Here is a 23,228-nt window from a genome sequence, read left to right as displayed (position 1 = left end):
GCAGACTCCGTAAGCGAAGCTTCAAACTGCGCCTGCCCGCCCCCCGCCTGTCGCTTGGATGGGCGCGAAGTGGCGGCGATACATGCGGATTTGACGGGGGGAGTAGGAACTGATCTCACCAAAGCCAAGCGTTTGCCGGAAAATTCTGGTGCGTGTTTTGTTGGTACATCGAAAAAAGCCAGCTTTGATATAACAGGCGAAATAGCTCGTGAATGGCTCAGGTTGCCGAACCCAAACGGCAAACCGAGTAGTGAGGTTGTTAAACCGTGGATTAACGGAAATGACCTAGTGCAGCGTCCATCAGATACATGGATTGTGGACTTTGGCGTTAAAACGACTGAAGCTGATGCGTCACTTTATGAAACACCGTTTGCTTATGTTCTTGAGACGGTCAAACCAGAAAAAGCACAGGTTCGTGCCGAATCTGAGAAACGCTATTGGTGGCTTCATGCGCGCACCGCTCCAGATATGCGCACTTCCTTGAAAAATTGCGAGCGATACATTGCTACCTCGATTGTTGCTAAATACCGGCTTTTCGTTTGGCGTTCGGCTGCAGTTTTGCCAAGTCATGCAGTTTGTATTGTTGCCCGCGCTGACGACCTCACCTTTGGCATCCTGCATTCCCGTTTCCACGAACTCTGGTCGCTGCGCCTGGGTACTTCGCTCGAAGATCGCCCTCGCTACACCCCCACCACCACCTTCGAAACCTTCCCCTTTCCCGCCGGTATGACGCCGCGCGATACGGCGCCAAAACAGGGCCAGGCGGCGGCGCCCTGCATGGCGGGCGATATTCTGGCCGCGAACATCGCGGCGGCGGCCCGTCACCTCGACCAGATGCGCAACACCTGGCTTAATCCGCCGGAATGGGTGGAGTGGGTCATCACCCCGGAAGAAGAGAAAGCCGGTTTTCCCAAACGCCCCGTGGCCAAACCCGGCTTTGCGGCCGAGGTGAAGAAACGCACCCTGACCAATCTCTACAACGCGCGTCCTGCCTGGCTCGATCTGGCCCACAAAGCGCTCGACGCGGCCGTCGCCGCCGCCTACGGCTGGGAGGACTACAGCCCCGCAATGCCCGACGACGACATCCTCAAACGCCTGCTGCAGCTCAACCTTGAGCGTAGCGGAGGGATTCGCTAGGCGTCGTCGATTGTCTGAATCCCCCGCGTTTGTTGTGCTCAGCCAACGACCTTGATGAACAACTGCAACACCACCGCATTGACCAGATCGATGAAGAAGGCGCCGACCATGGGGACGATGAGGAATGCCTTGTGCGATGCGCCGTACTGGTTGGTGATGGCCTGCATGTTGGCAACGGCGGTCGGTGTGGCGCCCATGCCGAAACCACACTGGCCGGCGCAGAGCACGGCGGCGTCATAGTTTTTGCCCATGACGCGGAAAGTGACGAAGGCGACATAGGCGGCAAGTACCACCGTCTGCACGGCGAGGATGATCACCAGCGGTCCGGCCAGACCGGCGAGTTCCCACAGTTTGAGCGAGAGCAGGGCGATGGCCAGATAGATGGACAAGGCGGCGTTGCCGAAAACGTCGATGGCACGGTCGAAAACGGTGAAACCGAAAGCGTAGTCGAGCGTGTTGCGGATGAGTACGCCGCCACCCAGTGCCCAGACAAAGGTGGGCAGTTGTACCGCCGTGCCCTGGGTGATCTGGGTCATGAACTGGGCAAAAGCGAGACAGCCGGCGAATAGCGCCAGGGTTTCGATGGCAGCGTCGGCGGTGATCAGGCGCTGTTCGTGCGGAAACTCGAAGTTTGGCGTGCTGCCATCGACCGTGACGTTGTCGTCATGGCCCGTGCCGCCCTCGATCTGATGACGCTGGATCAGCCATTTCGCCATGGGACCGCCGACCAGCCCACCGATGATCAGGCCGAACGTTGCGCATGCCATGCCAATGGTCATGGCGCCGACGATGCCGTGCTGTTCTTCCAGCACGGCCCCCCAGGCGCCAGCGGTGCCGTGGCCGCCGAGCAGGGTAATGGAACCGGCAATCAGGCCGATCAGTGGGTCTAGTCCGAGCAGGCTGGCGAGCGCGACCCCGACGCCGTTCTGCACGAAGACAAACACCACGATCACCAGCAGAAAAACGACCAGCGCTGATCCACCGGCGCGGAGCTTGGCGAAATTGGCGCTTAAGCCGATGGAAGAGAAAAAGCAGAGCATGAAGGCCGTTTGCAGACTGCTATCGAAGGCCGGCCGGTAGCCTGTGGCAAGATTGATGCCGTAGGCCACCAGTGCTGCCACCAGGCCGCCAGCAACGGGTTCCGGGATGTTGAATTCACGCAGAAGGCGGATGCGGCGGACCATCAGCTTGCCGATCAGCAGGACGACGACGGCAAGGATCAGGGTGTAGTAAGTGCTGAATTCGATAGTCATGATGGCAGCCCGGATTGGGGTGGTCGCTGGTGAAGGTCGTGATTTTGCCAGAGGGCCAAGGTGTTGTGCCTGAATTTGAATCAAGCCCAGGGGCTACGGAATTCTTGCGACTGCGCTACAGTACGGGGCTTTCTTCCGGCAGGACCGCAACGTACGATGACGACGCAGAAAAAATGGGTGCATACCACGCTTATCCCCATCCGCTGGGGCGATATGGATGCCTATGGGCATGTCAACAACACCGTGTATTTCCGCTACATGGAACAGGCGCGGGTCGAATGGATCGAGGCCATGCGGATTCCGGTGCGTCCGGGCGGCGATGGGCCGGTCATCATCAATGCGGCGTGCACTTTTTTGCGTCCGATGACGTATCCCGGGACGGTGGAAGTGCGTACCCTGATCGGGGCGCTGGGCCGCTCCAGTTGCGAGACTTTTGTCGAGATGCGGATTGACGGCGAGTTGTACGCCGAGGGTAGTGCTAAGGTGGTGTGGATGAACACGCTGAGCGGTAAATCCGTGCCGCTGCCGGACGATGTGCGCGCCCTGCTGGAAGGGGCATGACAGTTGCCGCAAGTGCGAGGAATGAAGCCATGAGTCGGAAAAAAATCTGGGAAAAGCTGCTCTCCAACGAGCGCCTGGGTGCCGGCCGCGCTCCGGGTTCGGCCGAACGCACGGCGTTCCAGCAGGATTACGACCGCATCGTGTTCACTTCGGCTTTTCGTCGCATGAAGGACAAGACGCAGGTTTTTCCGCTGTCCAAGAGCGATTACGTGCGCACTCGCCTGACACACAGTCTGGAAGCCAGTTGTGTCGGGCGTTCGCTGGGCGCGGTGGTCGGCCGCGAGATCATTGCCCGGCACGGGCTGAAGGATGTGGAATCGGGAGATTTTGGGGCCATCGTGGCGGCAGCCTGTCTGGCGCACGATATCGGCAACCCGCCCTTCGGTCATGCGGGTGAAGATGCCATCCGCGAATGGTTCCGCAGTTCCGGCATCCTGCAGCGGCATGGTTTTTCCGCTGCACAGAAGGCCGATTTCGAGCGTTACGAAGGCAATGCCCAGGGGTTTCGCATCGTCAGCCGCCTGCAGAGCCCGGCCAATCCGGGCGGCCTGCAGCTGACCAGCGCGGTGCTGGCGGCATTCACCAAATATCCCCGTCCTTCGCAGCTGGATGTGGAACTGGAGGGCAAGAGCGGCAAGAAATTCGGTTTTTTCCAGCACGATGCCGACAACTTTGCCCGGGTGGCAGCGGCCACCGGCCTGGTCGAGCGCATTCCCGGTCGCGCCTGGCGCCGGCATCCGCTGGCGTTTCTGGTCGAGGTGGCGGACGACACCTGCTATCTCATCGTCGACCTGGAAGATGCCGCCCGCCTCGGTTTCGTCAGCTATCGCGATGCCGAATGTCTGCTCGCCGATCTGGCCGGTTCGGCAGTGAATGGTGAGCGCCTGAGCCGTCTGCACGACCCCAAGGAGCGTCTGGAGTACCTGCGCGCCAAAGCGATCGGCTGTTTGCTGGAAAACGCGGCGGCCGTGTTTCTGGAAAACGAGCGCGCCATCCTGGCCGGCGAGTTCGACGATGAACTGCTGGCGCAGTCGCCAGTCGGTGTGCCTTTGCAGGCGGTGTTGAAGCTGGCAAAAGAAACCATCTATACCGCCCGTCCAGCTCTGGAAATCGAGACGGCGGGCTTCGAGGTGCTGGGGGCGCTGCTGGAGTTGTTCACCCATGCGGTGGAGGCTGTCGCCGGTGTGCCCGGCTGTCATTTGAGTCCACGCGACAAAATGCTGCTCAAACTGCTGCCCCCGCAATTCCTCGCCCATGGCGGCGAACCCGATGCCGACCCTTATGTTCGCTTGCTGCAGGTAGCCGATTTCGTTGCCGGCATGACGGATTCCTACGCCGTGGATACTTACCGCAAGCTCAAGGGTTTTGATCTGCCGGCGTGATGGGGGCGCTGTTTTCCGCGCTGTGGCGCGGGCGTACTTTCTTTTGCTTCGCCAAAAGAAAGTAGCCAAAGAAAAGGCGACCCCGTGGTCGACGCCCCGCTACGCGGGGTGCCTTGCGCTACTCGTCGAGCCGGGCGGCTGGCTAAACTCGCCGCTGCGCGGCTCAAACATAGCCAGCCGAAAGCCCCCGGCTCGCCTGCGTTGCTCAGCGTCTTCCAAGGGGAGGGGAAAGGCGTTCCTGTATCGGAGAGCAGCCGCGAAACTGGACACCACGATTGTGCCGAAAGAATGCAAAACCCCCGAACCATCGCCCAACTGTGGCGGGTTCACCTTTCCCCATGAGAGGTGCCGAGCAACGCAGGGCTTGGCGGATGAAGGGGCAAGCATGTTTGAGGGGCGCAGCCCCGAGTTTGCGCCGCCCCCGCCAAGCCCGAGTAGCGCAGGGAAGCCCCGCAGGGGCCACCGACCTGGGGTCGCCTTCTTTTTGCTTACTTTTTCTTGGCGAAGCAAGAAAAAGTAAGACGCGCCGCAGCGCGGAATACAGCCCGCAGCGCGGAAAACAGCCCGCAACCCAGAAACCAGCAGTAATACAATCAACCCCACCTGAAAAGTAAAAAACCGCAAACCATGGCCAAACCCAAAACCATCTATTCCTGCACCGAATGCGGCGCGACCAATCCCAAATGGCAGGGCCAGTGTCCCGGCTGCAATGCCTGGAACACGCTGGTGGAAAGCGTGGCGGAGACGCCGGGCAAGCATCGTTTCGAGGCGCTGGCACCGGCGGCGCGCTTGCAGAATCTGGCCGAGATCGAAGCGCGTGAGGCGGACCGGATTGCGACCGGCATCGGTGAATTCGATCGGGCGCTGGGGGGCGGTCTGGTGGGGGGCGGGGTGGTGTTGATCGGTGGCGATCCCGGCATCGGCAAGAGCACCTTGCTGTTGCAGGCGCTGGCGCATCTGGCGCAAACACAGCGTGTGCTCTACGTGACCGGTGAGGAATCCGGCCAGCAGGTCGCCTTGCGTGCCCGCCGTTTGAACCTCGATGCGACAAATCTGCCGCTGATGGCGGAGATCAATCTGGAGCGCATCCTCTCCACGTTGCAAGCGGAAAAGCCGCAGGTGGCGGTGATCGATTCGATCCAGACGCTGTGGTCGGATCAACTGTCGAGCGCGCCGGGATCGGTGGCGCAGGTGCGCGAATGTGCGGCGCAGCTGACGCGGTTGGCCAAACAGGCCGGCATCACGGTGATCCTGGTCGGTCACGTGACCAAGGAAGGCGCGCTGGCCGGGCCGCGTGTGCTCGAACACGTGGTCGATACCGTGCTTTATTTCGAGGGCGACACCCATTCCAGTTTCCGTCTGGTGCGGGCGGTGAAGAACCGTTTCGGTGCGGTCAATGAACTGGGCGTGTTTGCCATGACCGAAACCGGGCTGAAGGGGGTGAGCAACCCGTCGGCCATGTTCCTGTCGCAGCATGGGCAGGAAGTGGCCGGGTCCTGCGTGCTGGTGACGCAGGAAGGGACTCGTCCGTTGCTGGTGGAGATTCAGGCACTGGTGGATACGGCGCACGGAAATCCGCGCCGGCTCACGGTCGGCCTCGATGCGCAGCGTCTGGCGATGCTGCTGGCGGTGCTGCACCGGCACGCCGGGATCGTCTGCTTCGATCAGGACGTCTTCGTCAATGCGGTCGGCGGGGTGAAGATCGGCGAGCCGGCAGGCGATCTGGCGGTGCTGATGGCGATTACCTCCTCGCTGAAAAACAAGCCCTTGCCGGAAAAGCTGATCGTTTTTGGCGAGGTCGGGCTGGCCGGGGAAATCCGTCCGGCGCCGCGCGGCCAGGAGCGGTTGCGTGAGGCGGCGAAGCTGGGGTTCACCCGCGCCCTGATCCCGGAGGCTAACAAGCCCCGGCAGCCGATCCCGGGGCTGGAAGTGATCGCCGTGCGCCGGGTGGAAGAAGCGGTGACGCGCATCAGGGAGTTGCAATGACAGCCGTTGCACGGAGTTGGCCGCTGGCCTGGCGGATGCTGGGGCGCGAATGGCGTGCCGGCGAATTACGCCTGATTTTCGTGGCGCTGCTGCTGGCGGTGGCGGCGGTGACGGCGGTGGGTTTTCTCACCGACCGTTTGCAGCGGGCCTTGCAGGGCGAGGCGGCGCAACTGCTTGGGGCGGATCTGATCCTCACGGCCGATCAGCCGCTGGCGCCGGAGTTTGCCGTCGAAGCCGGAAAACGCGGCTTGCGTACGGCGCAGGTTCAGTTGTTTCCCAGCATGGTGTTCGCCAATGAGCGGGCGCAGCTGGTCGAAATCAAGGCGGTGGACGCGCATTACCCCTTGCGTGGCACGCTGCAGATTGCCGCTGCGCCGGGAGCAGCGGAACAGAAGGCAACGCGGGGCCCGCGGGCCGGCGAAGCCTGGGTCGATGCGCGGTTGTTCCAGCAGCTGGCGTTGACGCCGGATGCCCCGCTCGGCATCGGGCAGCTGCGCCTGCCGGTGCGCCAGGTGCTGACAGCTGAGAGCGACCGCGCCTTCAATTTCTTTTCCCTGTCGCCGCGTTTGATGCTGGCGCTCGACGATGTGCCCGGCAGCGGCCTGACGGCGTTCGGTGCGCGCGTCACTTATCGTCTGCAACTGGCGGGTGATGCGGCGGCACTGGCCGACTGGCGGGCCTGGGCAGAGCCGCGTCTGAGCCGTGGGCAGCGCCTGGAAGGGCTGCAGGATGCGCAGCCGGAAGTACGCAAGGCGCTTGATCAGGCGGGGCGTTTTCTCGGCCTGGCCAGTCTGCTCACCGTGCTGCTGGCGGCGATTGCCGTGGCCCTGGCCGCACGGCGTTATCTGGCGCGGCATCTGGATACCTGCGCCCTGCTGCGTTGTTTCGGCATGACCCAGGCGCAAGTGCTGCGTCTGCATCTGTTGGCCTTCTTCCTGCTTGCCTTGTTTGCGGCGGCAGCGGGGGCGCTGCTGGGCTTTGCCGCGCACTTCGTGCTCGTCGCCGGATTGGCCGGTTTGTTTGCCATTCCGTTGCCTTGGCCGGGGGGGCTGGCGCTTGGCCAGGGGGTGCTGGTGGCGTTTGTGCTGTTGTTTGGCTTCGTCCTGCCGCCCATCCTGCAACTGGCGCGGGTGCCCACGGTGCGCGTGCTGCGGCGTGAGTTCGGGCCACCGGCCGGGCAGACGTTCTTGGCCTACGCGCTGGGCGGCGTGTTGCTCGCGGCGCTGGTGGTGCTGACGGCAGGCGAGCTGCGTCTGGGGTTGTTCACGGTGGCCGGGTTTCTCGTGACCGCCCTGTTTTTTGTGGTGACGGCAGCGCTCGTGATGCAACTGCTGGCCCGCTGGGCAGCCAGGCAGGGGCGGCGGGGCGGGGCCACCGGTCTACGTTTTGGTTTGCGCCATGGCTGGGGATCGCTGGCCCGGCACCGGGTTGCCAACGTGCTCAATGTGGTCGCGCTGGGGAGCGGGCTGATGGCCCTGCTCCTGCTCGGGGTGACGCGGCTGGAACTGATGGCGACCTGGCAACAGCATCTGCCGGCCGATGCGCCCAACCGTTTCATCATCAACATCCAGCCGGAGCAACGACAGGCTGTCGCAACGGCACTGGCGGCGCAGGGCATTACTGCCGAACTGGCGCCGATGGTGCGGGCGCGGCTGACGGCAAGAAACGGGCAGCCGGTCAGCGCCACCGATTTTCCGGACGATGAACGCGCCCGGCGGCTGGTCGAGCGGGAGTTCAACCTGTCCTGGCGCGACACGTTGCCGGCCGGCAATCAGGTGACGGCCGGGCGCTGGTTTGCCGGGCCAGGGGAAGAAGCGTCGGTGGAAGAGGGGCTGGCGAAAACCCTGGGCATCGCGCTTGGCGACCGCCTGGAATTCACCGTCGCCGGATTGCGCAAAACCCTGACCGTCAGCAGCCTGCGCAAGCTCGACTGGGATTCGATGCGCGTCAATTTCTTTGTCCTGGCGCCTTCCGGTGTGCTGGAAGATGCTCCCGCCAGCTTCATCACCAGTTTCCACTTGCCGCAGTCCTCTACCAGTGATCCTCTGGCGGCTCTGGTGGCGGAGTTTCCGAACCTGACGGTGATCGACATTGCGGCGCTGCTCAATCAGATTCAGTCAGTGCTCGGGCAAATTGTCGGCGTGGTGCAGCTGGTGTTCCTGTTCACTCTGGCGGCGGGCTTGGTGGTGCTCTATGCCGCCCTGTTGGCAGTGCTCGATGCGCGCCGGCGGGAAATTGCCCTGCTGCGTGCGCTTGGTGCGCGCCGCGCGCAACTGCGCCAGGCTGTGCTGGTTGAGCTGGCGACATTGGGCGCCCTGGCCGGGTTGCTGGCCGCCCTCGGGGCGGCGGTGGTGGGTCAGGTGCTGGCGCAACGGGTGTTTGGCACGACAGCGGAGTTTTCATTGCTGACGCCGTTGCTGAGTTCGGCGCTGGCCGCTTTTGCGGTGGCAGGTGTCGGCTGGGTGAGCCTGCGCCGTTTGCTTGATACGCCGCCGCGCGAGGTGCTTACGTGAAACGTCCGTTGTCCAGTTTGCCCGGCATCTCGGCGGTAATTTGCTCGAAATTGAACAAGCCCTTGCCCCGGTGTTCCTTGAAAAAATCATCCGCGTCCGCGCGCGTGGCCAACGGCACAAATTCATGTCCCATGGGGCCGAGCACGTCCGAGCCGGTGACAAACCAGGCTTGCCGGGCGTCGATGCGTTCCAGATTGTAGAAATCGGTAACCTGAATGGCGGCGATGTCTTCTTTGCGGTGCCCCGGCGCGTATTTGGCCAGATCGAAGAGGAACTTGAACATGTCCTTGGCCCCGTCAAAGAAATGTGCGTGCCCGTCCTTCCAGACGACGGCGGCAATCCAGTTCGGGTATTTGGAGACGATCATGCCGCATACCGGGCACAGATCCTTCTGGCCCGGCCGGGGCGGGGCCGCTTTCTGGGCTAGCGCCGGCAGCGCGCAACAGGCGATGCCGGCGGCGATGAAATGACGGCGTTGCATCAGCTTTGCTTCTGCTGCGCGCGCCGGCGGCGTTCTTCACGGTTCTTGCGAATCTGGGCAACGTCTTCCGACATGCCGAGATAACTTTCGCGCAGTGCGTCGTTGAAGTTACCGAGGGTGCCACCGTGCTTGGCCTGAAATTCCTTGGCCATCTCGATCGAGGCGAAGGAATGCTTGCTCTTTTTGGTCATCGCGTGTTTCAGGTCGGTACCGATCAGGTAAATCAGTTGATCCACCGGCAGCAGCGGGCGTGGTTCGGCGGTGGCGGCGAAATCCGGTCCCCAGATGTTTTTTGGCTGACGGTCGATGTTCAGGCTCAGGCTTAGCGCCAGGCAGTGGATGGAGCAGGTGCCATCGGCAAGATCATCCGCATACTGGACCAGCATGCGGGTTTTGTTGTGTTCCTTGCGGTCCATGCCGCAGTAGGGGCATTTCGGATATTTCTCGATGTCGTTTTCCAGCGGCTTGGGGTCGGCTGCTTTTTTCGGAATGAATTGATTCGGTGTGCCGTCGCTGCTACACACCTCGGCACGAGCGGCTGTTGTGGCAGTGCTGGCAGTGGCGGTCAGGCCGGCGAGTGCGGAAATCTTGAGAAGGTCGCGGCGGTTCATCATTTTTCTCCTTGCGTTGATTGAGTGCTCTCAGGTTAACGCCCTGAGCGGAGCACGGCCTGCGGCAAATTGTCGCATTCATCCGAGCAGGCGATGCATCACCATGTAGTAGCGCACCCCTTGCCAGAGCGTCGATACCCCCAGGGCAATGACGAATAGCGCCGCCCCTTTGAGCAGCCAGCCGCGCAGGCGCGGTCCCAGGCGGCCGAACAGGACCGAGGCTGAAAGCATCGAGGGCAGGGTGCCGGCGCCAAAAGCCAGCATCAGCAGTCCTCCCTCGATGACGCTGGGCGCAGTGGTGGCTTTGACCGCCATCGCCATGGTCATCGAACAGGGCATCAAGCCGTTGATTGCGCCACCGATCAGCGCACCAGCGACAGGGCCACGCTGCACGGCCAGGGAAAATTGCTGCCGCAGCCAGGCGATTGGCGCAAAGCCGAGGCTGTTGCGCCAGGGGGAAATTCCCAGTAAATCCAGCCCGAGGAGAATGACGATGATCCCGGCGACGATCTGCAGAATGCCCTGAAATTTGCCGAATTGCCCGGTGGCGACCAGCACTGCGCCGAGGGCGGCAGCAATCAGGCCGATGCTGCCATACACCATGACGCGTGTGCCGTGATAGGCGAGATAAGGCCAGATTCCCTTGGCACCCAGCCGCATGAAGAACGCCGACACCAACCCGCCGCACATGCCCAGGCAATGCCCGCTGCCAAGCAGGCCGGTCATGAATGCCAGCCAATAGGACAGTCCGCCGATTGTGTGTGCTGGAGAAAAATCCATCGTGTCTCCCGTGAGAAGGGCCGCAGTCTAGCAAAGCGTGCTCGGTGCAGGTACGGGAAACGCCTGTGCCCTAGGGCGATGCGGCAATATGCCGCACAGGAAAATACGGCAGCAGGCCTATCATCCGGGCGTTTTTCGGAAAAATCGACCCCGCGATAATGAATAGCCTGGTTACTGCGCTCTACCTCGATCATGCCGGCGAAATCCGCCGTTACATCGGGCGCCGGATTGCCTGCCGGGAGACGGTTGCCGATCTCGCCCAGGAAACCTTCGTGCGTTTGCTCAGTAGCGAACGCACGCCGGAGCCGGGTAAGCGCAGGGCCTACCTGTTCCGGATCGCCGAACACCTGACGATTGACCACTTTCGCCGTCACGCCGCCCATGACGCCTGCGTCAGCCTCGATCAATGCGCCGAGATTGCCTGTCCGGCGCCCCCCCCCGAGCGCTATGCGATTGCGCGTCAGCAGATCCGTCGCCTGCAGGTCGCGATCGATGAGTTGCCGCCGCGTTGCCGCGAAGTTTTCGTCAAACACAAGTTTGACGGTTTATCGCAGAAAACGCTGGCGGCAGCGTACGGCATTTCGCTGAATGCCGTCGAGAAGCTGCTGATTCGCGCCCTGTTGCGCCTGCGTGACTGTCTCTGATGAGTCGCCCTGAACCGGCCGCTGACGATTCGTTGGCCGAGGAGGCAGCGCGCTGGTTCCTGCGCATCAACGAAGCGGGCAACGATTGCCCCCGTTGCGCCGAATTCGATGCCTGGCTGGCGCGCTCAGAGCGCCACCGCGAGGAATACCAGCGTTACCAGCATCTGTGGGGCGCCCTCGAGCAGGTCAGACCGCGACGCCCGCGTCGGCAACAGGCGCTGGCCGGATTGCTGGTGCTGGCGACCGCGATGCTGTTCGCCCTGCAGCAGAATGTTGCTGTCGATATGTATAAAACGACGCAAATCGGCGAGCAGGCTGACACATTGCTCGCCGACGGTAGTCGCATCCAGCTTGACGGCGACACACGCATCCGCGTTGAACACACGCTCTGGCAGCGACGGCTGCTACTTGAACAGGGGCAGATCTTCATCGATGTCGCCCCGGGTCTGCGGCCCTTTGTCGTCGTTGCGGCTGACGGCGAGACGCGTGACATCGGCACCCGTTTCAATGTCCGCCGTGTCGCCGGGGTGGTCACTGTTGGCGTTGCCGAAGGACGCGTCGAGGTCCGTTTGCCGGCAGCGGGTATTGGCCAGGAAATCGGTGCTGGCGAGCAGATTTCGTATCGCGCCGGTCGGTTGCTCGGCAGCAGCCGGTTCGCAGTGGAAGGTGCCGACGCCTGGACCGAGGGACGTTGGTTGTTCGACGATCTCGATCTGACCGAGGTCGTAGCCCAGATCAATCGTCGGCATTCGCACCCGGTCCGCATCGACGATCCGCGCCTGGCTGCCTATCGGATCAGCGGCGTCTTCTCGGCCGAGGATCGCTCCGGCCTTCTCGCGGCCATCATCCGCCTCTACCCGCTGCGCCTGATCGAGGAGGGTAATGCGACCTTGATCGTCGCCCGCTGAGTTTTTTTGCGGCGCGCTGTCAGGGTGCGAACGGTTTTTGCGTCTACCTCCTCAGCACGCCTTTGAACGTGCCCATGAAAACCAAATCATCGGGGTTACATCCATGCACAAGCCGCTACATTTCGCCCTTCTCATTGCCTCGCTCTATTGCAGCTCCGCTACTCACGCTGCGCCGTTCACCATTTCTGCCCAGCCGCTGGATAGCGCACTGACCACCTTTGCCAGGCAAGCCGGTATCCAGATCCTGTTTAACCCGGAAGAAACGCGGGGGTTGTCCGCGCCTGCGCTGGATGGTGATTTCAGCTCTGCCGAAGGGCTGCAGAAACTGTTGTCCGGTAGTGGGCTGCAGGCCAGCCCGAGTGGCAATGGTAGTTACATAGTCCAGCGCAGCAGTGTCCCGCAGTTACCACCGAAAACCCTGCCAGCGCTTGTCGTCAGTGCTGATCGAGAAACATCCTATAAACCGGAAAAAATCACCGTGGCCAGCAAGCTGCCCCTGAGTCCGCGGGATATTCCGTATTCGGTTTCGGTTCTCAGTCGCAGCCAGATGGATGACCAGAACATGGTCACGCTCTGGGATGCCATGACCCAGATGACCGGCACCCAGGCGATCAGCAATACAGCCGATCATGGGCAATACCACGCCCGTGGCGGTGCGATGAACGTGCAATATGATGGCACGCCATCGGGTTACCCATTGTCCGGCTACCAGCAATTTGACCTGGCCATGTATGAACGGATCGAGGTGCAGCGTGGACCTGCCGGCGTTTTGCAAGGCTCCGGCGCTTTTTCCGGCACCGTTAACCTGGTCAGGAAAGCGCCCAAAGCCGACTTTGGCGGTCATGTACAGGCAACCCTGGGAAGCTGGGACAACACCCGGCTCGAAGCAGATGTAACTGGCCCGCTGAGTGCAGACGGCCGCATCCGTGGGCGTGTTGTCGCCGCCGGGAATGACAAGGACAGTTTCGTTAATCGCAACCACAACGAAAAATGGCTGGGTTATGGCATTGTCGAGGCCGACTTGCTGCCGTCGACGACCCTGCGCCTGTCGCTTGCCGCTCAGGAAAGTCGTACCCGGGTAGGGTATGGCGGGTTGCCCACGTATACCGATGGACGCCTGATCGATTTGCCGCGTTCTTTCAGCCCTGATCCGGACTGGAATCGCTACACTTGGAAGCACCAGGAAGTCGTTGGCGAGCTGGAGCATCGTTTTGCCGCTGGCTGGCGGGCCAAGTTCCGGGCCAGCAACCGGGAAACATCTTCTTTCTTCAAGGATGGCTATCTGACGACCGGTATTGACCCGCTGACCATGACCGGAAATTACACGCGCCGCAAGGCGGACTGGGATTACACGGCACGCGACGTGGATGTCAATGTGGGTGGCCCATTTGAGCTGTTTGGCCGCAGCCACCAGCTGTTGCTGGGCATGAATTACAGTGCGTATCTCGCCCAGGGCAAGACGGTTTCATCCCTGCACGTGGCGTCGTTGCGCGTTAATAACGTGCGCTTCAATGATCCGCCAGAGGTGCCGGACTTCAACGAAGCGTACCGGACGGGTAGCAAAAACCGGACAGTGCAGCGCGGTGTCTACGGGCAAGTTCAACTGAAGCTGCTCGACCCGTTGACCCTGGTTCTGGGGGGGCGCTACAGCGATTACGACAACGAGTCACGGACGGTTGCCCCGGATCCCGCACCAACAGCATGGGTCCGTGGTGCCAGGGAAAAACATGTGTTCACCCCCAGTGCCGGCCTGGTATTCGATGCCAGCAGGAACGTTTCGCTGTACGCCAGCTACGCCGACATCTTTGTGCCCCAGACTGCCAAGCAGGCAGATGGCAGTGTCCTTGAACCGCGGGTCGGCAAACAATACGAAATTGGTGCCAAGGGTGAGTTCTTTGACCGGAAGCTGCTGGCTACGGTTGCAGTCTTTCAGATCAAAGATACTAACCGTTCGTTTGCCGATCCGGCGAACCCCGGTTTTTTCCTGCCTTTGGGCGAAGTTGAAAGCAAAGGCTGGGAATTGGAGGTGGCAGGCAGCCCCTTGCGGAATTGGGATATTTCAGCTGGCTATACCCGCCTGGAAACGGAGCAGACGAAGACAGCCACTGCTGCCTCGGTGGGGGCGCCGATCAGCTATTGGTATCCACGCCACCAGCTCAAGCTGTGGTCGAACTACCGTTTTACCAGTCAGCCGCTGCAGGGTTTCAATCTTGGCCTCGGAGTGACCGGGATGAGCAATATCGCAAGCGGGTTGTCAACGCCGACGGTAAAAGCGCGCGAACAGCGGGGTTATGCCCTGGTCAATGCAGTGCTGGGTTATCGCATCAACCAGACCTACGCCTTGAGCCTCTCCGTCAACAACCTGTTTGACCGGCGTTATTTCACCCGCGTCCAGGGGCTGAATACTTACATGACCTACGGTGAGCCAAGAAACTGGCTTCTCAACCTGAAAGCCGTTTTTTGAAGCAGGACAATTTCCGGGCCTGCCGCACTGCGGAGCGGCAGATTCTTTGATGATGGATGAACATGAGGATCAAGCAAATGAATCGACGCATGCTGCTGAAGGGAAGCGCAATCGCCATGCTGGGCGCCATGAACAAGATGGCAATGGCAACCGAAGTGGAAGGCGAAACAGCCAAAACGAAGCCGGATAGTGCGCCGCTGGAAAATGAACTGGAAAAATATCCACGCTGTGTCATCTGCAACATGGATCGCCGGCAGTATCACTACGCCCGGCACTTGCTGCATTACGGCGATGGTCATGTCGAAGGAACCTGTTCCCTGAATTGCACAGCAGAATGCATGTTGCGTCAGCGCCGGCGCGGTTTTATTGCGATTTACGCGCCCGACTATGGCGTGGCTGGAGAACCGAAACCGCTGATCGAAGCGTCGTCAGCGACGTATCTGATTGGTTCGGATCTGCGCGGTGTGATGAGCCCCATCAGCAAATATGCCTTCGCCGACAAGGCCAAGGCCGAGGCTGTGATCGCTGTGGCGGGAGGCAGAATCGGCACCTTTGCGGAGGCCATCACGGTCGCGTTCGAGGATTACGCCCGCTACATCAGCCGGCGTTACGGAAATGACCGGGAAAAATTGCAGCGTCAGTCAAACAAGGTCAACGCTGCAACCTGAGCGAATTGGCGACGACCGAGACCGAGCTCATTGCCATGGCCGCCGCTGCAATCATCGGATTGAGGCGGCCGGCGGCGGCAACCGGGATGGCGACGACGTTGTAGCCAAGCGCCCAGAACAGGTTCTGGCGGATGATGTTCATCGAGCGGCGGGACAGGTCGATGCCGGCAGCGACGCGGGCGATGTCGCCGCCCACCAGGGTGACATCGGCGGATTCGACGGCGATGTCGGCACCGCCACCAATGGCGAAACCGACATCGGCCGCGGCGAGCGCGGGTGCGTCGTTGATGCCGTCGCCAATCATGCCGACCTTTTCGCCGGCTGCTTGCAGTTCCCGCACGGCGGCCAGTTTGCCGGCCGGGGTGCAGCGGGCCAGCACGCGGTCGATGCCGACTTCGCGCGCGACATGGTGGGCTACGGCATCGACGTCACCGGTCGCCATGACGGTCTGCAGGCCCAGCCGGTGCAAGCGGGCAATCGCTTCGGCGGCGCTGGGTCGTGGTTCATCGGCAATCCCGAAGACGGCGGCAGCTTGTCCCGTGATGGCGACAAAAACAGGGGTTTTGCCTTGTGTGGCGAGGCGGTCGGCGAGCGCTGCCAGAGGGGTGTGGTCAATACCCATTTCCTGGCACAGGGCGGCGTTGCCGATCACGATTTCGCAGCCATCAATTTCCGCAGTGACACCGCGGCCGGGGTGGGCGACAAAGTGTTCTGCGCGCAGGGTTTCGCGCTGGCGTGGCTGACTCCATTCGCCTAGAGCGCGGGCCAGGAAATGCTCGGAGCCGGTTTCGGCTGCGGCAACCAGGGCGGCCAGACGTGGTTCATCTGTGCCGGGAAGGAGGTGGCTGTCGGTGACGACGGGCTTGCCTAAAGTGATGGTGCCGGTTTTGTCGAAGACCACAGTGGTCAGCTTGGCTGCCGTTTCCAGTGCTTCGCCGTGGCGGATGTAAATGCCGCGTCGGGCGGCCTGACCGGTGCCGACCATGATGGCGGTGGGGGTGGCCAGGCCGAGGGCGCAAGGACAGGCGATGAGCAGCACGGCAACGGAATGCGCCAGTGCTGCTGAAGCCGGTGCGCCCGCCAGCAGCCAGCCGCCGAAAGTGAGGGCGGCGACACCGCCGACCGCAGGTACGAAGCGTGCGGAAATGCGGTCCGCCAGTTTCTGCACCGGTAGTTTGCTCCCCTGGGCGTGATCGACCAGTTTGACGATGCCGGATAGCACCGTGTCGCCGCCGATGGCGGTAACGCGCATGGTGAAGCTGCCGGTGCCGTTCAGGCAGCCGCCGATCACCCGGTCGCCTGCGGTTTTTGCCACCGGCAGCGATTCGCCGGTAATCATGGCTTCGTCGACGCTGGAATGGCCGTCGAGTACCTGGCCGTCGGTGGGTACCTTGTCGCCGGCGCGTACGCGCAGGACGTCGCCGAGTTGCACGTCATCGATGGGGATTTCACGTTCGCTGCCGTCGGCATTCACGCGCAGCGCAGTGTCCGGCTGCAGTTCGATCAGTTTGCGGATGGCTTCGCTGGCTTTGCCCTTGGCCCGTTCTTCCATGTAGCGACCGAGGAGGACGAAGGTGCAGATGCCGGCAGCCGATTCGAAATAGACGTGGTGGTGCATTTTCAGCACGCCGGGAATGCTGTAGGCCCAGGCGGCGCCGGAACCAATGGCAATCAGCGTGTCCATGTTCGCTTCGCCTTGCCGGGCCAGCGCCCAGGCTTTCTTGAAGATGCTGTTGCTGCTGCCGAACAGAATGACGCTGGAGAGTGCAAATTCCATCACGCGCAGTGCCGGCGATTTATGCATCAGCATGCCCGAAATCATGACGGGCGCAGTGAGCAGGGCTGATTGCACGAAACGCTTGCGAGCTTCTTCGACCCGCGCCTTCTCGCGTTCGACCAGCAGGCGACGCTGGCTGAGGGTGTCCATCGGCCGTGCCTCGTAGCCGAGTCGACGCACGATGTCGCTAAGCGTGTCGCGGTCCATCACGCCGTGTACGGTCAGGGTGGCTGCAGCGAAATTGACGGTGGCGCTGCGCACCCGTGGATCGCGCCGCAGTTTCATTTCGATGAGCAGGGCGCAGGAAGCGCAGGTCATTCCCTCTACTGCCAATGAACATTCACTGACCGGCCCGGCGACGGGTGCAGCCGCGACCGTCTCTGCTGGTGGCGCTGACAGCAAGTTGCCGAGAATGGCATCGAGCGTCGCCAGCAGGCGCTGTTCCGGTAAGGCAACGGGGTCGTAGCGTACCGTCAGCGAACCGATTTCCGGCACGATGCGGACATCCCGGATGGCGGCATGCTTGCGCAGCAGGATTTCCAGGATATAGCAGCGCTCTTGTTCGCCGATCAGCGGCGGGGCAATGACACGCAGGCGGCGAACCAGGCGATGGGCAATCCGGAAATGTTTCATTGGTTCTTACGGTAGCGGATGAGGAGAAAGATCAGGTAGAACACCGTCAGCCAGGCATTGCTGTGGGCAATCGGGTTCTGCAGCCAGCGCTTGCTGATCAGGTCCCAGTGCGTCCTGATCAGATAAAAGGCGACGATGTCGTTGAAGAAATTGATGACGGCTTTTTCTGTCAGGGCGCTCTCGACCAGCGGCTGGAAGCGTGCCTGCAGGGAACCGGCGGCCGGGGGCGTGGCCGGGGTCAGGAGGGTTTTCAGCTTGTCGAGCAGAGGCTGCAGGCCCGGTGTGGTGTTCTGTGGCCTGCTGGCCTCTGTTGGCGGCAGGTCATTCAGGGCGGAGAACACAGCGCGAGCCACTTGCGCCGTGCTCAGGCTGGCTGCCGAAAAACGGATCGACAGTTGCCGTCCGTTTGGATCGACTGCTGCAGCGAGAATGCCGGCTATCGCGGCCAGATGTTGTTCGATGTGTTGTCCAACGTCGCGCCGCTGCAGTTCGTGCGGTAGCTCCAGAGACAGGAAGCCGGCGCCGCGCTGCAGCACGACAATGCGCCGTGCCAGTTCATTCGCATGCGACATGCTGCTCTCCGTCAGGCTGTGGGCGTGGGGGCGGCAGCGCTATCGGTGTTGGCCGGTGCGGTGACGCCTTCGATCTTTTCCTCTGCCTCCGCCATCAGGTCAGCGAGGTTTTCTTTCTGTTGCAGGGCGAAATCCCGGCTCATGCCGCTGGCTTTGGACAGGCCCGCGACGATTTCCTTCTGGTACTTGAAGAGCAGGAAGCCGGCAGCAACACCACCCGCTGCGCCAACGGCCAGCAGGGTCAGCGGATTGCGCAACAGGGCGCCGCCCAGCACGGTCTTGCCGAGCAATCCACGGCCGGCAGCAAATCCCGCGCCGGCCATCATGGCGCCGCTGGCCAGGGGTTTCTTCATCATTTCATTGGCGCCCTGCAGCATCGCGTGCGGCATTTTCTTCAGCATTTCGTCGCTCATCATGGTGGTGTCCTTTCACTGTTTCTGGTTTTCAGTCTGGTCATTGTGGACCGCTGTGTCCTTGATGTCATGCAGCATCTGGTAGATGCCCCGGCAGCCTTCGCAACAGAATTGATAGTCTCGATCGGCACCGTGCAGGACGAAGGGTTTGGTGCCAACATCCAGGTTGCATAGCGCACAGGCGCGGTCATTGTTCATTGGATCAGCTTCACGGCGTGGCGTTCGAAAGTGGCCTCATCCGCTTCGCCAACGATCTTGGCGCGGATGACACCGCCGGCATCAACAAAAAAGGTGGTGGGCAGCCCGACGACACCGTAACTACGGGCAATGTTCGATTGCTCATCGAGCAGGGCGGGATAGCTGACGCCGATTTTCTGTATGTAAGTGGTGACCGTTTTGGCATCCTGCCCGGTGTTGATGGCGAGGATGCGCAATCCTTTTTGCCGGTGGCGTTGATAAACCTGCTCGATGGCCTGCATTTCACTTTCGCAGTACTTGCACCAGTCGGCCCAGAAACGGATGACCAGCGGTTTGCCGGCGAAATCCTCAGGAAAGCTGGCAGCCGCACCGGCAGCGTCGGTGGTACGGAAGGCGGGGGCGGGATCACCTAGGTTGACCGGATGTTTGACGCTGTCGTCGCCGCAGGCGAGGAGGCCGGTACTCAGGACTGCGGTCAGCAGCAAAATGCGCCAGCCAGCCAGAGGGGAGGGGGTGCGGGAAGTGAGATTTTTCAGCAAGGACATCTTAATGTTCGATCAGGATCAGGTTGGAAGCCAGAATAAACCAGGTGGCAATGGCAGTGAATAAGAGAAAGCCGGTTGCGGCCAGGGCGGCCAGGCGACCGGTGACACGGGGGGCGATGTGGCGCAGGCTGGGGCGATGTGCGAACGGCTGAATGGCACCGGCTCCCAGACCGGCGGCGGTGGCGATGAATAGCGGCAGATAGAGCGCATAACCCCGGTAGTCGTACTCTGGTTTGAGAATGCAGAATGGGCAGTGGTGGTGTGGATGTTCGTAGATGTAAAGCGAGAGGAAGGAGAGCACGCCGCTCATGGCGGCAACGAAGGCTACGGCACTGAAAAGGGCGAGCAGGGCGCCGCTGCTACGGCCGCGCCGTAGCGCATGCCCTAGCGCCAGGGCGATAGCTGCGCTCAGGGCGCCATAGAACAACCACAGTGCCGGCTGAGGCGGTAGTCCCGAAAGATCACTGACAATGGTCGTGGCTTCGCTGGAGAACATGCTGCCGCAGCAGGAAGTGATGACGTTGGCTTTGAGTTCGGAGAAGAAGTTGAACTGCAGCCAGAACGATGCCACCAGAAACGGCAGGAGCAGGATGAGCAGGGCGTATTTGATGCGCACCAGTGGATAATCGCGCGCCGCACTATCAACATGGTTGATGGCCAGCCAGGCTGCGGCCAGGAAAAATGCCAGCATTTGCAGGATCAGCGCCGGAAAGCCCCATGGATTGACGTTCAAGGTGCCGACCGCGCACATCGCGCCGACGAACATCGCCGCCAGCCGGTCGGCTGTGAAAACGAACAGGAGCAGGGCGGCGAGTTGTGCGACCAGGACAAAGGTGGCGAGGGTCGAGAACAGGTAGGTGCGACGCTCCAGCAGCAACTGGTATTCGGAGCCGCTGTGGATGTCCCAGTGCCGGATGACCTGCAGGGCAAATGGGGTGGCCAGTGCGAGCATGAGCACACCCAGTCCGGCAGCCAGGAGCAGAGCGATGATGGCGGGTTGAAATAGCATGGCGTGGCGTTCGAAGTTCGCTACTGGCGCGATTACATCGCGATCACGACGGAATCAGGCGGCCATCGCGCATGCCGATCACGCGATGTACGGCACTCGAGTCGACAACCAGGGGGTCATGGCTGGTCAGCAAAACGGTTTTGCCGCTGGCGGTGAAGCTTTCCAGAATGGTCATGAATTCACGCGACAAGGCGGTATCGAGATTGGCCGTCGGCTCGTCGGCGATGATGACTTCCGGATCGTTGATCAGTGCCCGGGCAATGGCGACACGCTGTTGTTCGCCGCCGGACAGCCATTCCACCTTCGCTTGTGCGCGGTGGCCGAGTTGCAGGCGAGCCAGCAATTCGTTGGCTGCCGTAATGAGCTCGGCCCGCGGGCGGCCCGTGGGAAAGGCGGGCAGGATGATGTTTTCGACGGCCGATAGTCCCTTGATCAGGTTAAATTGCTGGAAAATGAAGCCGAAGCTCCGGCGGCGGAGTTCAGTCAGGAACCGCTCGGGTAGTGCCGAGATGTCTTCGCCCTTGAAATACACCCGCCCGCTGGTTGGCCGGCTCAGGCAGCCGATGATGGTCAGCAGGGTGGTCTTACCGGAACCGCTCGGCCCACGCAAGGCGGTGACTTTGCCGGTTTCCAGGGTGAGGCTGATGTCGTGGAGCGCCCAGTACTCATTGGGCCGCTTCTGATTGAAGGCTTTCTTGATGTTGATCAGCTCGATCATCGCATCACCGTATCCGGGTCGGTGATTGCGGCACGCCAGATCGGCACCAGAACCGCTGCCGTGTAGGGAATCACCGTGAAAAAGAAAAGCGTTGCCACCTGCAATCCATCAACAGCGGGCAGCAGGGTGAATTTTGGATAGAGCACTGACCAGCCCTTGAGCACCGGTTCGAACAGCTTTGCGCCAAAGTGGAAGACGTGCACGTAGGCGGCGAGGAAACCCCCGCCAAATGCGGTCAGGGAAATGAGCAGTCCTTCCCACATCTTCATCCGGATCACGTCGCCGGTGTCCCAGCCCAGTGCCTTGAGGATGCCGATTTCACGTTTTTCTTCGGCTGACAGACCGGAAGCCTTTTCCCAGGAAAGGATGACGAAGGCGAGTATGGCCCCGGCCAGTACCGTGAGCAGGATGCCCTCGCGCCAGTCGAAGATGCTCTGATAGGTCCGCTGCACTTCTTCACGCAGAATCGGGCGGGAATCGGGCAGCGTGGCCGTCAGTTTGGCGGCGATGTTGCGTACTTCCAGCGGGTTGGCAACGGACAACGCAATGTCGGTGTAGTGCTCGTCCGGATAGGCAAAGAAGCGGCGGAAATCGTTTTCCGAGAGCAGGACGAGATCGGCGGAGAGTAATTCAGCATCGGGCGACAACACTGCCGCAACTTCGAAGGTAAACAACTCGCCGGCATAGGAGCGGAACGAAATCGTGTTTTGCTGTGCCAACCCCCGTTCACGCGCCAGCGTTTCACCAACCATGATCTGGCCATCGGCGATCTCGCTGGCCGGGCGCGCCATGAAGGTGTAATTGGCGTTGAGTACGGCGTCGTAGTAGTAACCCCACAGCCGTCCTTGCGTTTTCTGCACGCCACGGATGCGGCCGATCTTGTCGAGATAGCCCGGTGGAATCAGATCGTGGCGTCCGGCGACCATCCGCTGCAAGATGACTTCGGGCGAACCGGCAAGCACATATTGCGCTTCGGTGCGTAGCGCATTGGAAAAAAGGGTGAGCGAAGCCAGCACGAACACGAGCAGTGTGTAGGCAATGAGCAGGCCGATATTTTTGGTTTTACGCCGGGCCAGTGAGGCCAGTGTGAAATCAATCAGATGCTGCTGTTTTTCCAGCCACAGATTCATGAGAGGAAGGCGCTGAGGAAATGGATGAATGAATGAGATGAGCAGGGGGGACGATCAGGGAGCCCGAGGGAAAGTGCTCGAAAGCACCGGGGTGATCCTGAAAGGCTGAATGCAGATCTGCCTGTGATGGGTGGCGGGTGTAACGTGCTTCAGTGAATAACGCCAGATCGGTCAAGCCAAGATGCGCTACCAAGGCACGATTGGCATCAAGCCGGGGGGTGTGCATGTCTGTCAGGAGGCCGGACAGCACAGAAACTGCCAGCACACTGCAGGCGAGCAGGCCGGTCAAGGACAGGACTACGGTGGAAGGGCGCGGCACCTGCAACGGTCTCCGGATGATTGGGTTGGCGTCGGAAGTTCTGGCCTGAAGCCATGGCACGACTGGCGACTGTGGAACATAACTGAAGTCAGTGTCAGCGAGACTTCAAGATATTTCGTGCGCGTCCGACACGCCACAGTATCGGCCAGTGAGCCCGGCGCCGGGCAGAGCGTGCTTCAGAAACGGTTGGCGGCACGCATCAACGCACCTCGTAGGGCAATGGTGACGCTCGAACCCAGGCCGACACGTTGAGCAACGGCGGGCAGGATGATCAGGGATGCCAGTGCAAAACCGGCGCCAAGGAGCAGGGAAGCCATTTCTGGCTGTTGTTGGTTCACTTTGTTCTGTTCCATCACGGTGTCCTCGGAAGTGCGGCTGACCAACTGCTGACTAAACCTCGGATGCCATGCTAACCATTTTTTCCTTCTCGTATCTGCGACATAGTGTCGCAGGCCGGGTGCGCATGTGTGGCCCTCTTGCGGACCAGATGGCAAGCGTAGCCGGGGGTTTTTCCGTAAAATGAAGA

23 protein-coding genes are annotated in these 23,228 nt (G+C 61.4%); 9 read left to right on the top strand and 14 right to left on the bottom strand.

Translation table 11 applies throughout. The features are described from left to right. On the top strand, positions 1–1,137 hold a 1,137-nt coding region (locus JYJ39_RS14170), incomplete at its 5' end, for a class I SAM-dependent DNA methyltransferase (protein ID WP_205201348.1). Positions 1,138–1,175: 38 nt separating this feature from the next. Here the strand turns inward: JYJ39_RS14170 and gltS are convergent. Continuing rightward, a complete protein-coding gene (gene gltS, locus JYJ39_RS01110) occupies positions 1,176–2,390 on the bottom strand; it encodes a sodium/glutamate symporter (RefSeq protein WP_205201346.1) in 1,215 nt (404 codons plus the stop codon). 156 nt (positions 2,391–2,546) lie between these two features. Between gltS and JYJ39_RS01105 the strand changes: the two genes are divergently transcribed. The 4 genes from JYJ39_RS01105 to JYJ39_RS01090 all read left to right on the top strand — a co-directional run bounded on the left by JYJ39_RS01105 (position 2,547) and on the right by JYJ39_RS01090 (position 8,832). Beyond that, the gene (locus JYJ39_RS01105) at positions 2,547–2,951 is read left to right on the top strand and encodes an acyl-CoA thioesterase (protein WP_205201344.1); all 405 of its coding nucleotides are present in this window, start codon (positions 2,547–2,549) and stop codon (positions 2,949–2,951) included. Between the two features lie 29 nt (positions 2,952–2,980). Then, a complete protein-coding gene (gene dgt, locus JYJ39_RS01100; protein WP_205201342.1) occupies positions 2,981–4,333 on the top strand; it encodes a dGTP triphosphohydrolase in 1,353 nt (450 codons plus the stop codon). A 627-nt stretch (positions 4,334–4,960) separates the two neighbouring features. Further along, positions 4,961–6,319, top strand: coding sequence for a DNA repair protein RadA (radA, locus tag JYJ39_RS01095; RefSeq protein WP_205201340.1), 1,359 nt, complete (start codon positions 4,961–4,963; stop codon positions 6,317–6,319). Then, a complete protein-coding gene (locus JYJ39_RS01090) occupies positions 6,316–8,832 on the top strand; it encodes an ABC transporter permease (protein ID WP_205201338.1) in 2,517 nt (838 codons plus the stop codon). Before radA ends, JYJ39_RS01090 begins: the two co-directional genes overlap by 4 nt. On the opposite strand, the gene JYJ39_RS01085 is transcribed toward JYJ39_RS01090, so the two are convergent. The 3 genes from JYJ39_RS01085 to JYJ39_RS01075 form a co-directional block, all read right to left on the bottom strand. After that, the gene (locus JYJ39_RS01085) at positions 8,825–9,313 is read right to left on the bottom strand and encodes a nitrous oxide reductase accessory protein NosL (RefSeq protein ID WP_205201335.1); all 489 of its coding nucleotides are present in this window, start codon (positions 9,311–9,313) and stop codon (positions 8,825–8,827) included. The genes JYJ39_RS01090 and JYJ39_RS01085 overlap by 8 nt on opposite strands. Further along, positions 9,313–9,927 (bottom strand): nitrous oxide reductase accessory protein NosL, encoded by a 615-nt coding sequence (locus JYJ39_RS01080; protein ID WP_240189491.1) that lies wholly within the window; start codon positions 9,925–9,927, stop codon positions 9,313–9,315. The genes JYJ39_RS01085 and JYJ39_RS01080 overlap by 1 nt, the downstream gene beginning before the upstream one ends. A 75-nt stretch (positions 9,928–10,002) precedes the next feature. Continuing rightward, positions 10,003–10,704, bottom strand: a complete 702-nt coding sequence (locus JYJ39_RS01075) for a sulfite exporter TauE/SafE family protein (protein WP_205201332.1) — start codon at positions 10,702–10,704, stop codon at positions 10,003–10,005. 158 nt (positions 10,705–10,862) lie between these two features. Between JYJ39_RS01075 and JYJ39_RS01070 the strand changes: the two genes are divergently transcribed. The 4 genes from JYJ39_RS01070 (at position 10,863) to JYJ39_RS01055 (ending at position 15,388) form a co-directional block, all read left to right on the top strand. Continuing rightward, positions 10,863–11,348: an RNA polymerase sigma factor gene (locus JYJ39_RS01070; RefSeq protein WP_205201329.1), complete on the top strand. Its 486-nt coding sequence runs from the start codon at positions 10,863–10,865 to the stop codon at positions 11,346–11,348. Further along, on the top strand, positions 11,348–12,256 hold the full coding sequence (locus JYJ39_RS01065) for a FecR family protein (RefSeq protein ID WP_205201326.1): 909 nt from the start codon (positions 11,348–11,350) through the stop codon (positions 12,254–12,256). The genes JYJ39_RS01070 and JYJ39_RS01065 overlap by 1 nt, the downstream gene beginning before the upstream one ends. 103 nt (positions 12,257–12,359) lie before the next feature. Continuing rightward, complete coding sequence (locus JYJ39_RS01060; RefSeq protein WP_205201324.1) at positions 12,360–14,720, top strand: TonB-dependent siderophore receptor; 2,361 nt, start codon at positions 12,360–12,362, stop codon at positions 14,718–14,720. Between the two features lie 77 nt (positions 14,721–14,797). Then, positions 14,798–15,388, top strand: a complete 591-nt coding sequence (locus tag JYJ39_RS01055; protein ID WP_240189490.1) for a nitrous oxide reductase accessory protein NosL — start codon at positions 14,798–14,800, stop codon at positions 15,386–15,388. On the opposite strand, the gene JYJ39_RS01050 is transcribed toward JYJ39_RS01055, so the two are convergent. The 10 genes from JYJ39_RS01050 to JYJ39_RS01005 all read right to left on the bottom strand — a co-directional run bounded on the left by JYJ39_RS01050 (position 15,372) and on the right by JYJ39_RS01005 (position 23,055). Then, a complete protein-coding gene (locus tag JYJ39_RS01050) occupies positions 15,372–17,798 on the bottom strand; it encodes a heavy metal translocating P-type ATPase (RefSeq protein WP_205201322.1) in 2,427 nt (808 codons plus the stop codon). The two genes, JYJ39_RS01055 and JYJ39_RS01050, sit on opposite strands and share 17 nt — an antisense overlap. Continuing rightward, positions 17,795–18,370, bottom strand: coding sequence for a hypothetical protein (locus tag JYJ39_RS01045; protein WP_205201319.1), 576 nt, complete (start codon positions 18,368–18,370; stop codon positions 17,795–17,797). The genes JYJ39_RS01050 and JYJ39_RS01045 overlap by 4 nt, the downstream gene beginning before the upstream one ends. Before the next feature lie 11 nt (positions 18,371–18,381). Next, positions 18,382–18,786, bottom strand: a complete 405-nt coding sequence (locus JYJ39_RS01040) for a hypothetical protein (protein ID WP_205201317.1) — start codon at positions 18,784–18,786, stop codon at positions 18,382–18,384. Between the two features lie 12 nt (positions 18,787–18,798). Further along, on the bottom strand, positions 18,799–18,981 hold the full coding sequence (locus JYJ39_RS01035; RefSeq protein WP_205201315.1) for a heavy metal translocating P-type ATPase metal-binding domain-containing protein: 183 nt from the start codon (positions 18,979–18,981) through the stop codon (positions 18,799–18,801). Continuing rightward, complete coding sequence (locus JYJ39_RS01030; protein ID WP_205201313.1) at positions 18,978–19,526, bottom strand: TlpA family protein disulfide reductase; 549 nt, start codon at positions 19,524–19,526, stop codon at positions 18,978–18,980. The genes JYJ39_RS01035 and JYJ39_RS01030 overlap by 4 nt, the downstream gene beginning before the upstream one ends. Position 19,527: 1 nt before the next feature. Beyond that, on the bottom strand, positions 19,528–20,535 hold the full coding sequence (locus tag JYJ39_RS01025) for a hypothetical protein (protein ID WP_205201311.1): 1,008 nt from the start codon (positions 20,533–20,535) through the stop codon (positions 19,528–19,530). Positions 20,536–20,578: 43 nt separating this feature from the next. After that, positions 20,579–21,253 (bottom strand): ABC transporter ATP-binding protein, encoded by a 675-nt coding sequence (locus JYJ39_RS01020; protein WP_205201309.1) that lies wholly within the window; start codon positions 21,251–21,253, stop codon positions 20,579–20,581. Then, positions 21,250–22,383 carry an ABC transporter permease gene (locus JYJ39_RS01015; protein ID WP_205201307.1) on the bottom strand — a complete coding sequence of 378 codons (1,134 nt, stop codon included), beginning with the start codon at positions 22,381–22,383 and terminating at the stop codon, positions 21,250–21,252. The genes JYJ39_RS01020 and JYJ39_RS01015 overlap by 4 nt, the downstream gene beginning before the upstream one ends. Beyond that, entirely contained in the window at positions 22,346–22,672 is a 327-nt protein-coding gene (locus JYJ39_RS01010; RefSeq protein WP_240189489.1) for a hypothetical protein, read from the bottom strand. The genes JYJ39_RS01015 and JYJ39_RS01010 overlap by 38 nt, the downstream gene beginning before the upstream one ends. Before the next feature lie 206 nt (positions 22,673–22,878). Further along, entirely contained in the window at positions 22,879–23,055 is a 177-nt protein-coding gene (locus JYJ39_RS01005) for a hypothetical protein (protein WP_205201304.1), read from the bottom strand. Positions 23,056–23,228 lie beyond the last annotated feature (173 nt).

Origin of the sequence: Azonexus hydrophilus, from assembly GCF_905120355.1 — a bacterium.
Lineage (GTDB): Bacteria > Pseudomonadota > Gammaproteobacteria > Burkholderiales > Rhodocyclaceae > Azonexus.
Note: the sequence above shows the minus strand (reverse complement) of the source record. Positions and strands in the feature narration are given on the sequence as shown.

Excerpts from the sequence above, each read along its gene's own strand:
- gltS (WP_205201346.1), bottom strand. The coding sequence starts at position 2,390 with ATGACTATCGAATTCAGCACTTACTACACCCTGATCCTTGCCGTCGTC.
- JYJ39_RS01105 (WP_205201344.1), top strand. The coding sequence starts at position 2,547 with ATGACGACGCAGAAAAAATGGGTGCATACCACGCTTATCCCCATCCGC.
- dgt (WP_205201342.1), top strand. The coding sequence starts at position 2,981 with ATGAGTCGGAAAAAAATCTGGGAAAAGCTGCTCTCCAACGAGCGCCTG.
- radA (WP_205201340.1), top strand. The coding sequence starts at position 4,961 with ATGGCCAAACCCAAAACCATCTATTCCTGCACCGAATGCGGCGCGACC.
- JYJ39_RS01090 (WP_205201338.1), top strand. The coding sequence starts at position 6,316 with ATGACAGCCGTTGCACGGAGTTGGCCGCTGGCCTGGCGGATGCTGGGG.
- JYJ39_RS01085 (WP_205201335.1), bottom strand. The coding sequence starts at position 9,313 with ATGCAACGCCGTCATTTCATCGCCGCCGGCATCGCCTGTTGCGCGCTG.
- JYJ39_RS01080 (WP_240189491.1), bottom strand. The coding sequence starts at position 9,927 with ATGATGAACCGCCGCGACCTTCTCAAGATTTCCGCACTCGCCGGCCTG.
- JYJ39_RS01075 (WP_205201332.1), bottom strand. The coding sequence starts at position 10,704 with ATGGATTTTTCTCCAGCACACACAATCGGCGGACTGTCCTATTGGCTG.
- JYJ39_RS01070 (WP_205201329.1), top strand. The coding sequence starts at position 10,863 with ATGAATAGCCTGGTTACTGCGCTCTACCTCGATCATGCCGGCGAAATC.
- JYJ39_RS01065 (WP_205201326.1), top strand. The coding sequence starts at position 11,348 with ATGAGTCGCCCTGAACCGGCCGCTGACGATTCGTTGGCCGAGGAGGCA.
- JYJ39_RS01060 (WP_205201324.1), top strand. The coding sequence starts at position 12,360 with ATGCACAAGCCGCTACATTTCGCCCTTCTCATTGCCTCGCTCTATTGC.
- JYJ39_RS01055 (WP_240189490.1), top strand. The coding sequence starts at position 14,798 with ATGAATCGACGCATGCTGCTGAAGGGAAGCGCAATCGCCATGCTGGGC.
- JYJ39_RS01050 (WP_205201322.1), bottom strand. The coding sequence starts at position 17,798 with ATGAAACATTTCCGGATTGCCCATCGCCTGGTTCGCCGCCTGCGTGTC.
- JYJ39_RS01045 (WP_205201319.1), bottom strand. The coding sequence starts at position 18,370 with ATGTCGCATGCGAATGAACTGGCACGGCGCATTGTCGTGCTGCAGCGC.
- JYJ39_RS01040 (WP_205201317.1), bottom strand. The coding sequence starts at position 18,786 with ATGATGAGCGACGAAATGCTGAAGAAAATGCCGCACGCGATGCTGCAG.
- JYJ39_RS01035 (WP_205201315.1), bottom strand. The coding sequence starts at position 18,981 with ATGAACAATGACCGCGCCTGTGCGCTATGCAACCTGGATGTTGGCACC.
- JYJ39_RS01030 (WP_205201313.1), bottom strand. The coding sequence starts at position 19,526 with ATGTCCTTGCTGAAAAATCTCACTTCCCGCACCCCCTCCCCTCTGGCT.
- JYJ39_RS01025 (WP_205201311.1), bottom strand. The coding sequence starts at position 20,535 with ATGCTATTTCAACCCGCCATCATCGCTCTGCTCCTGGCTGCCGGACTG.
- JYJ39_RS01020 (WP_205201309.1), bottom strand. The coding sequence starts at position 21,253 with ATGATCGAGCTGATCAACATCAAGAAAGCCTTCAATCAGAAGCGGCCC.
- JYJ39_RS01015 (WP_205201307.1), bottom strand. The coding sequence starts at position 22,383 with ATGAATCTGTGGCTGGAAAAACAGCAGCATCTGATTGATTTCACACTG.
- JYJ39_RS01005 (WP_205201304.1), bottom strand. The coding sequence starts at position 23,055 with ATGGAACAGAACAAAGTGAACCAACAACAGCCAGAAATGGCTTCCCTG.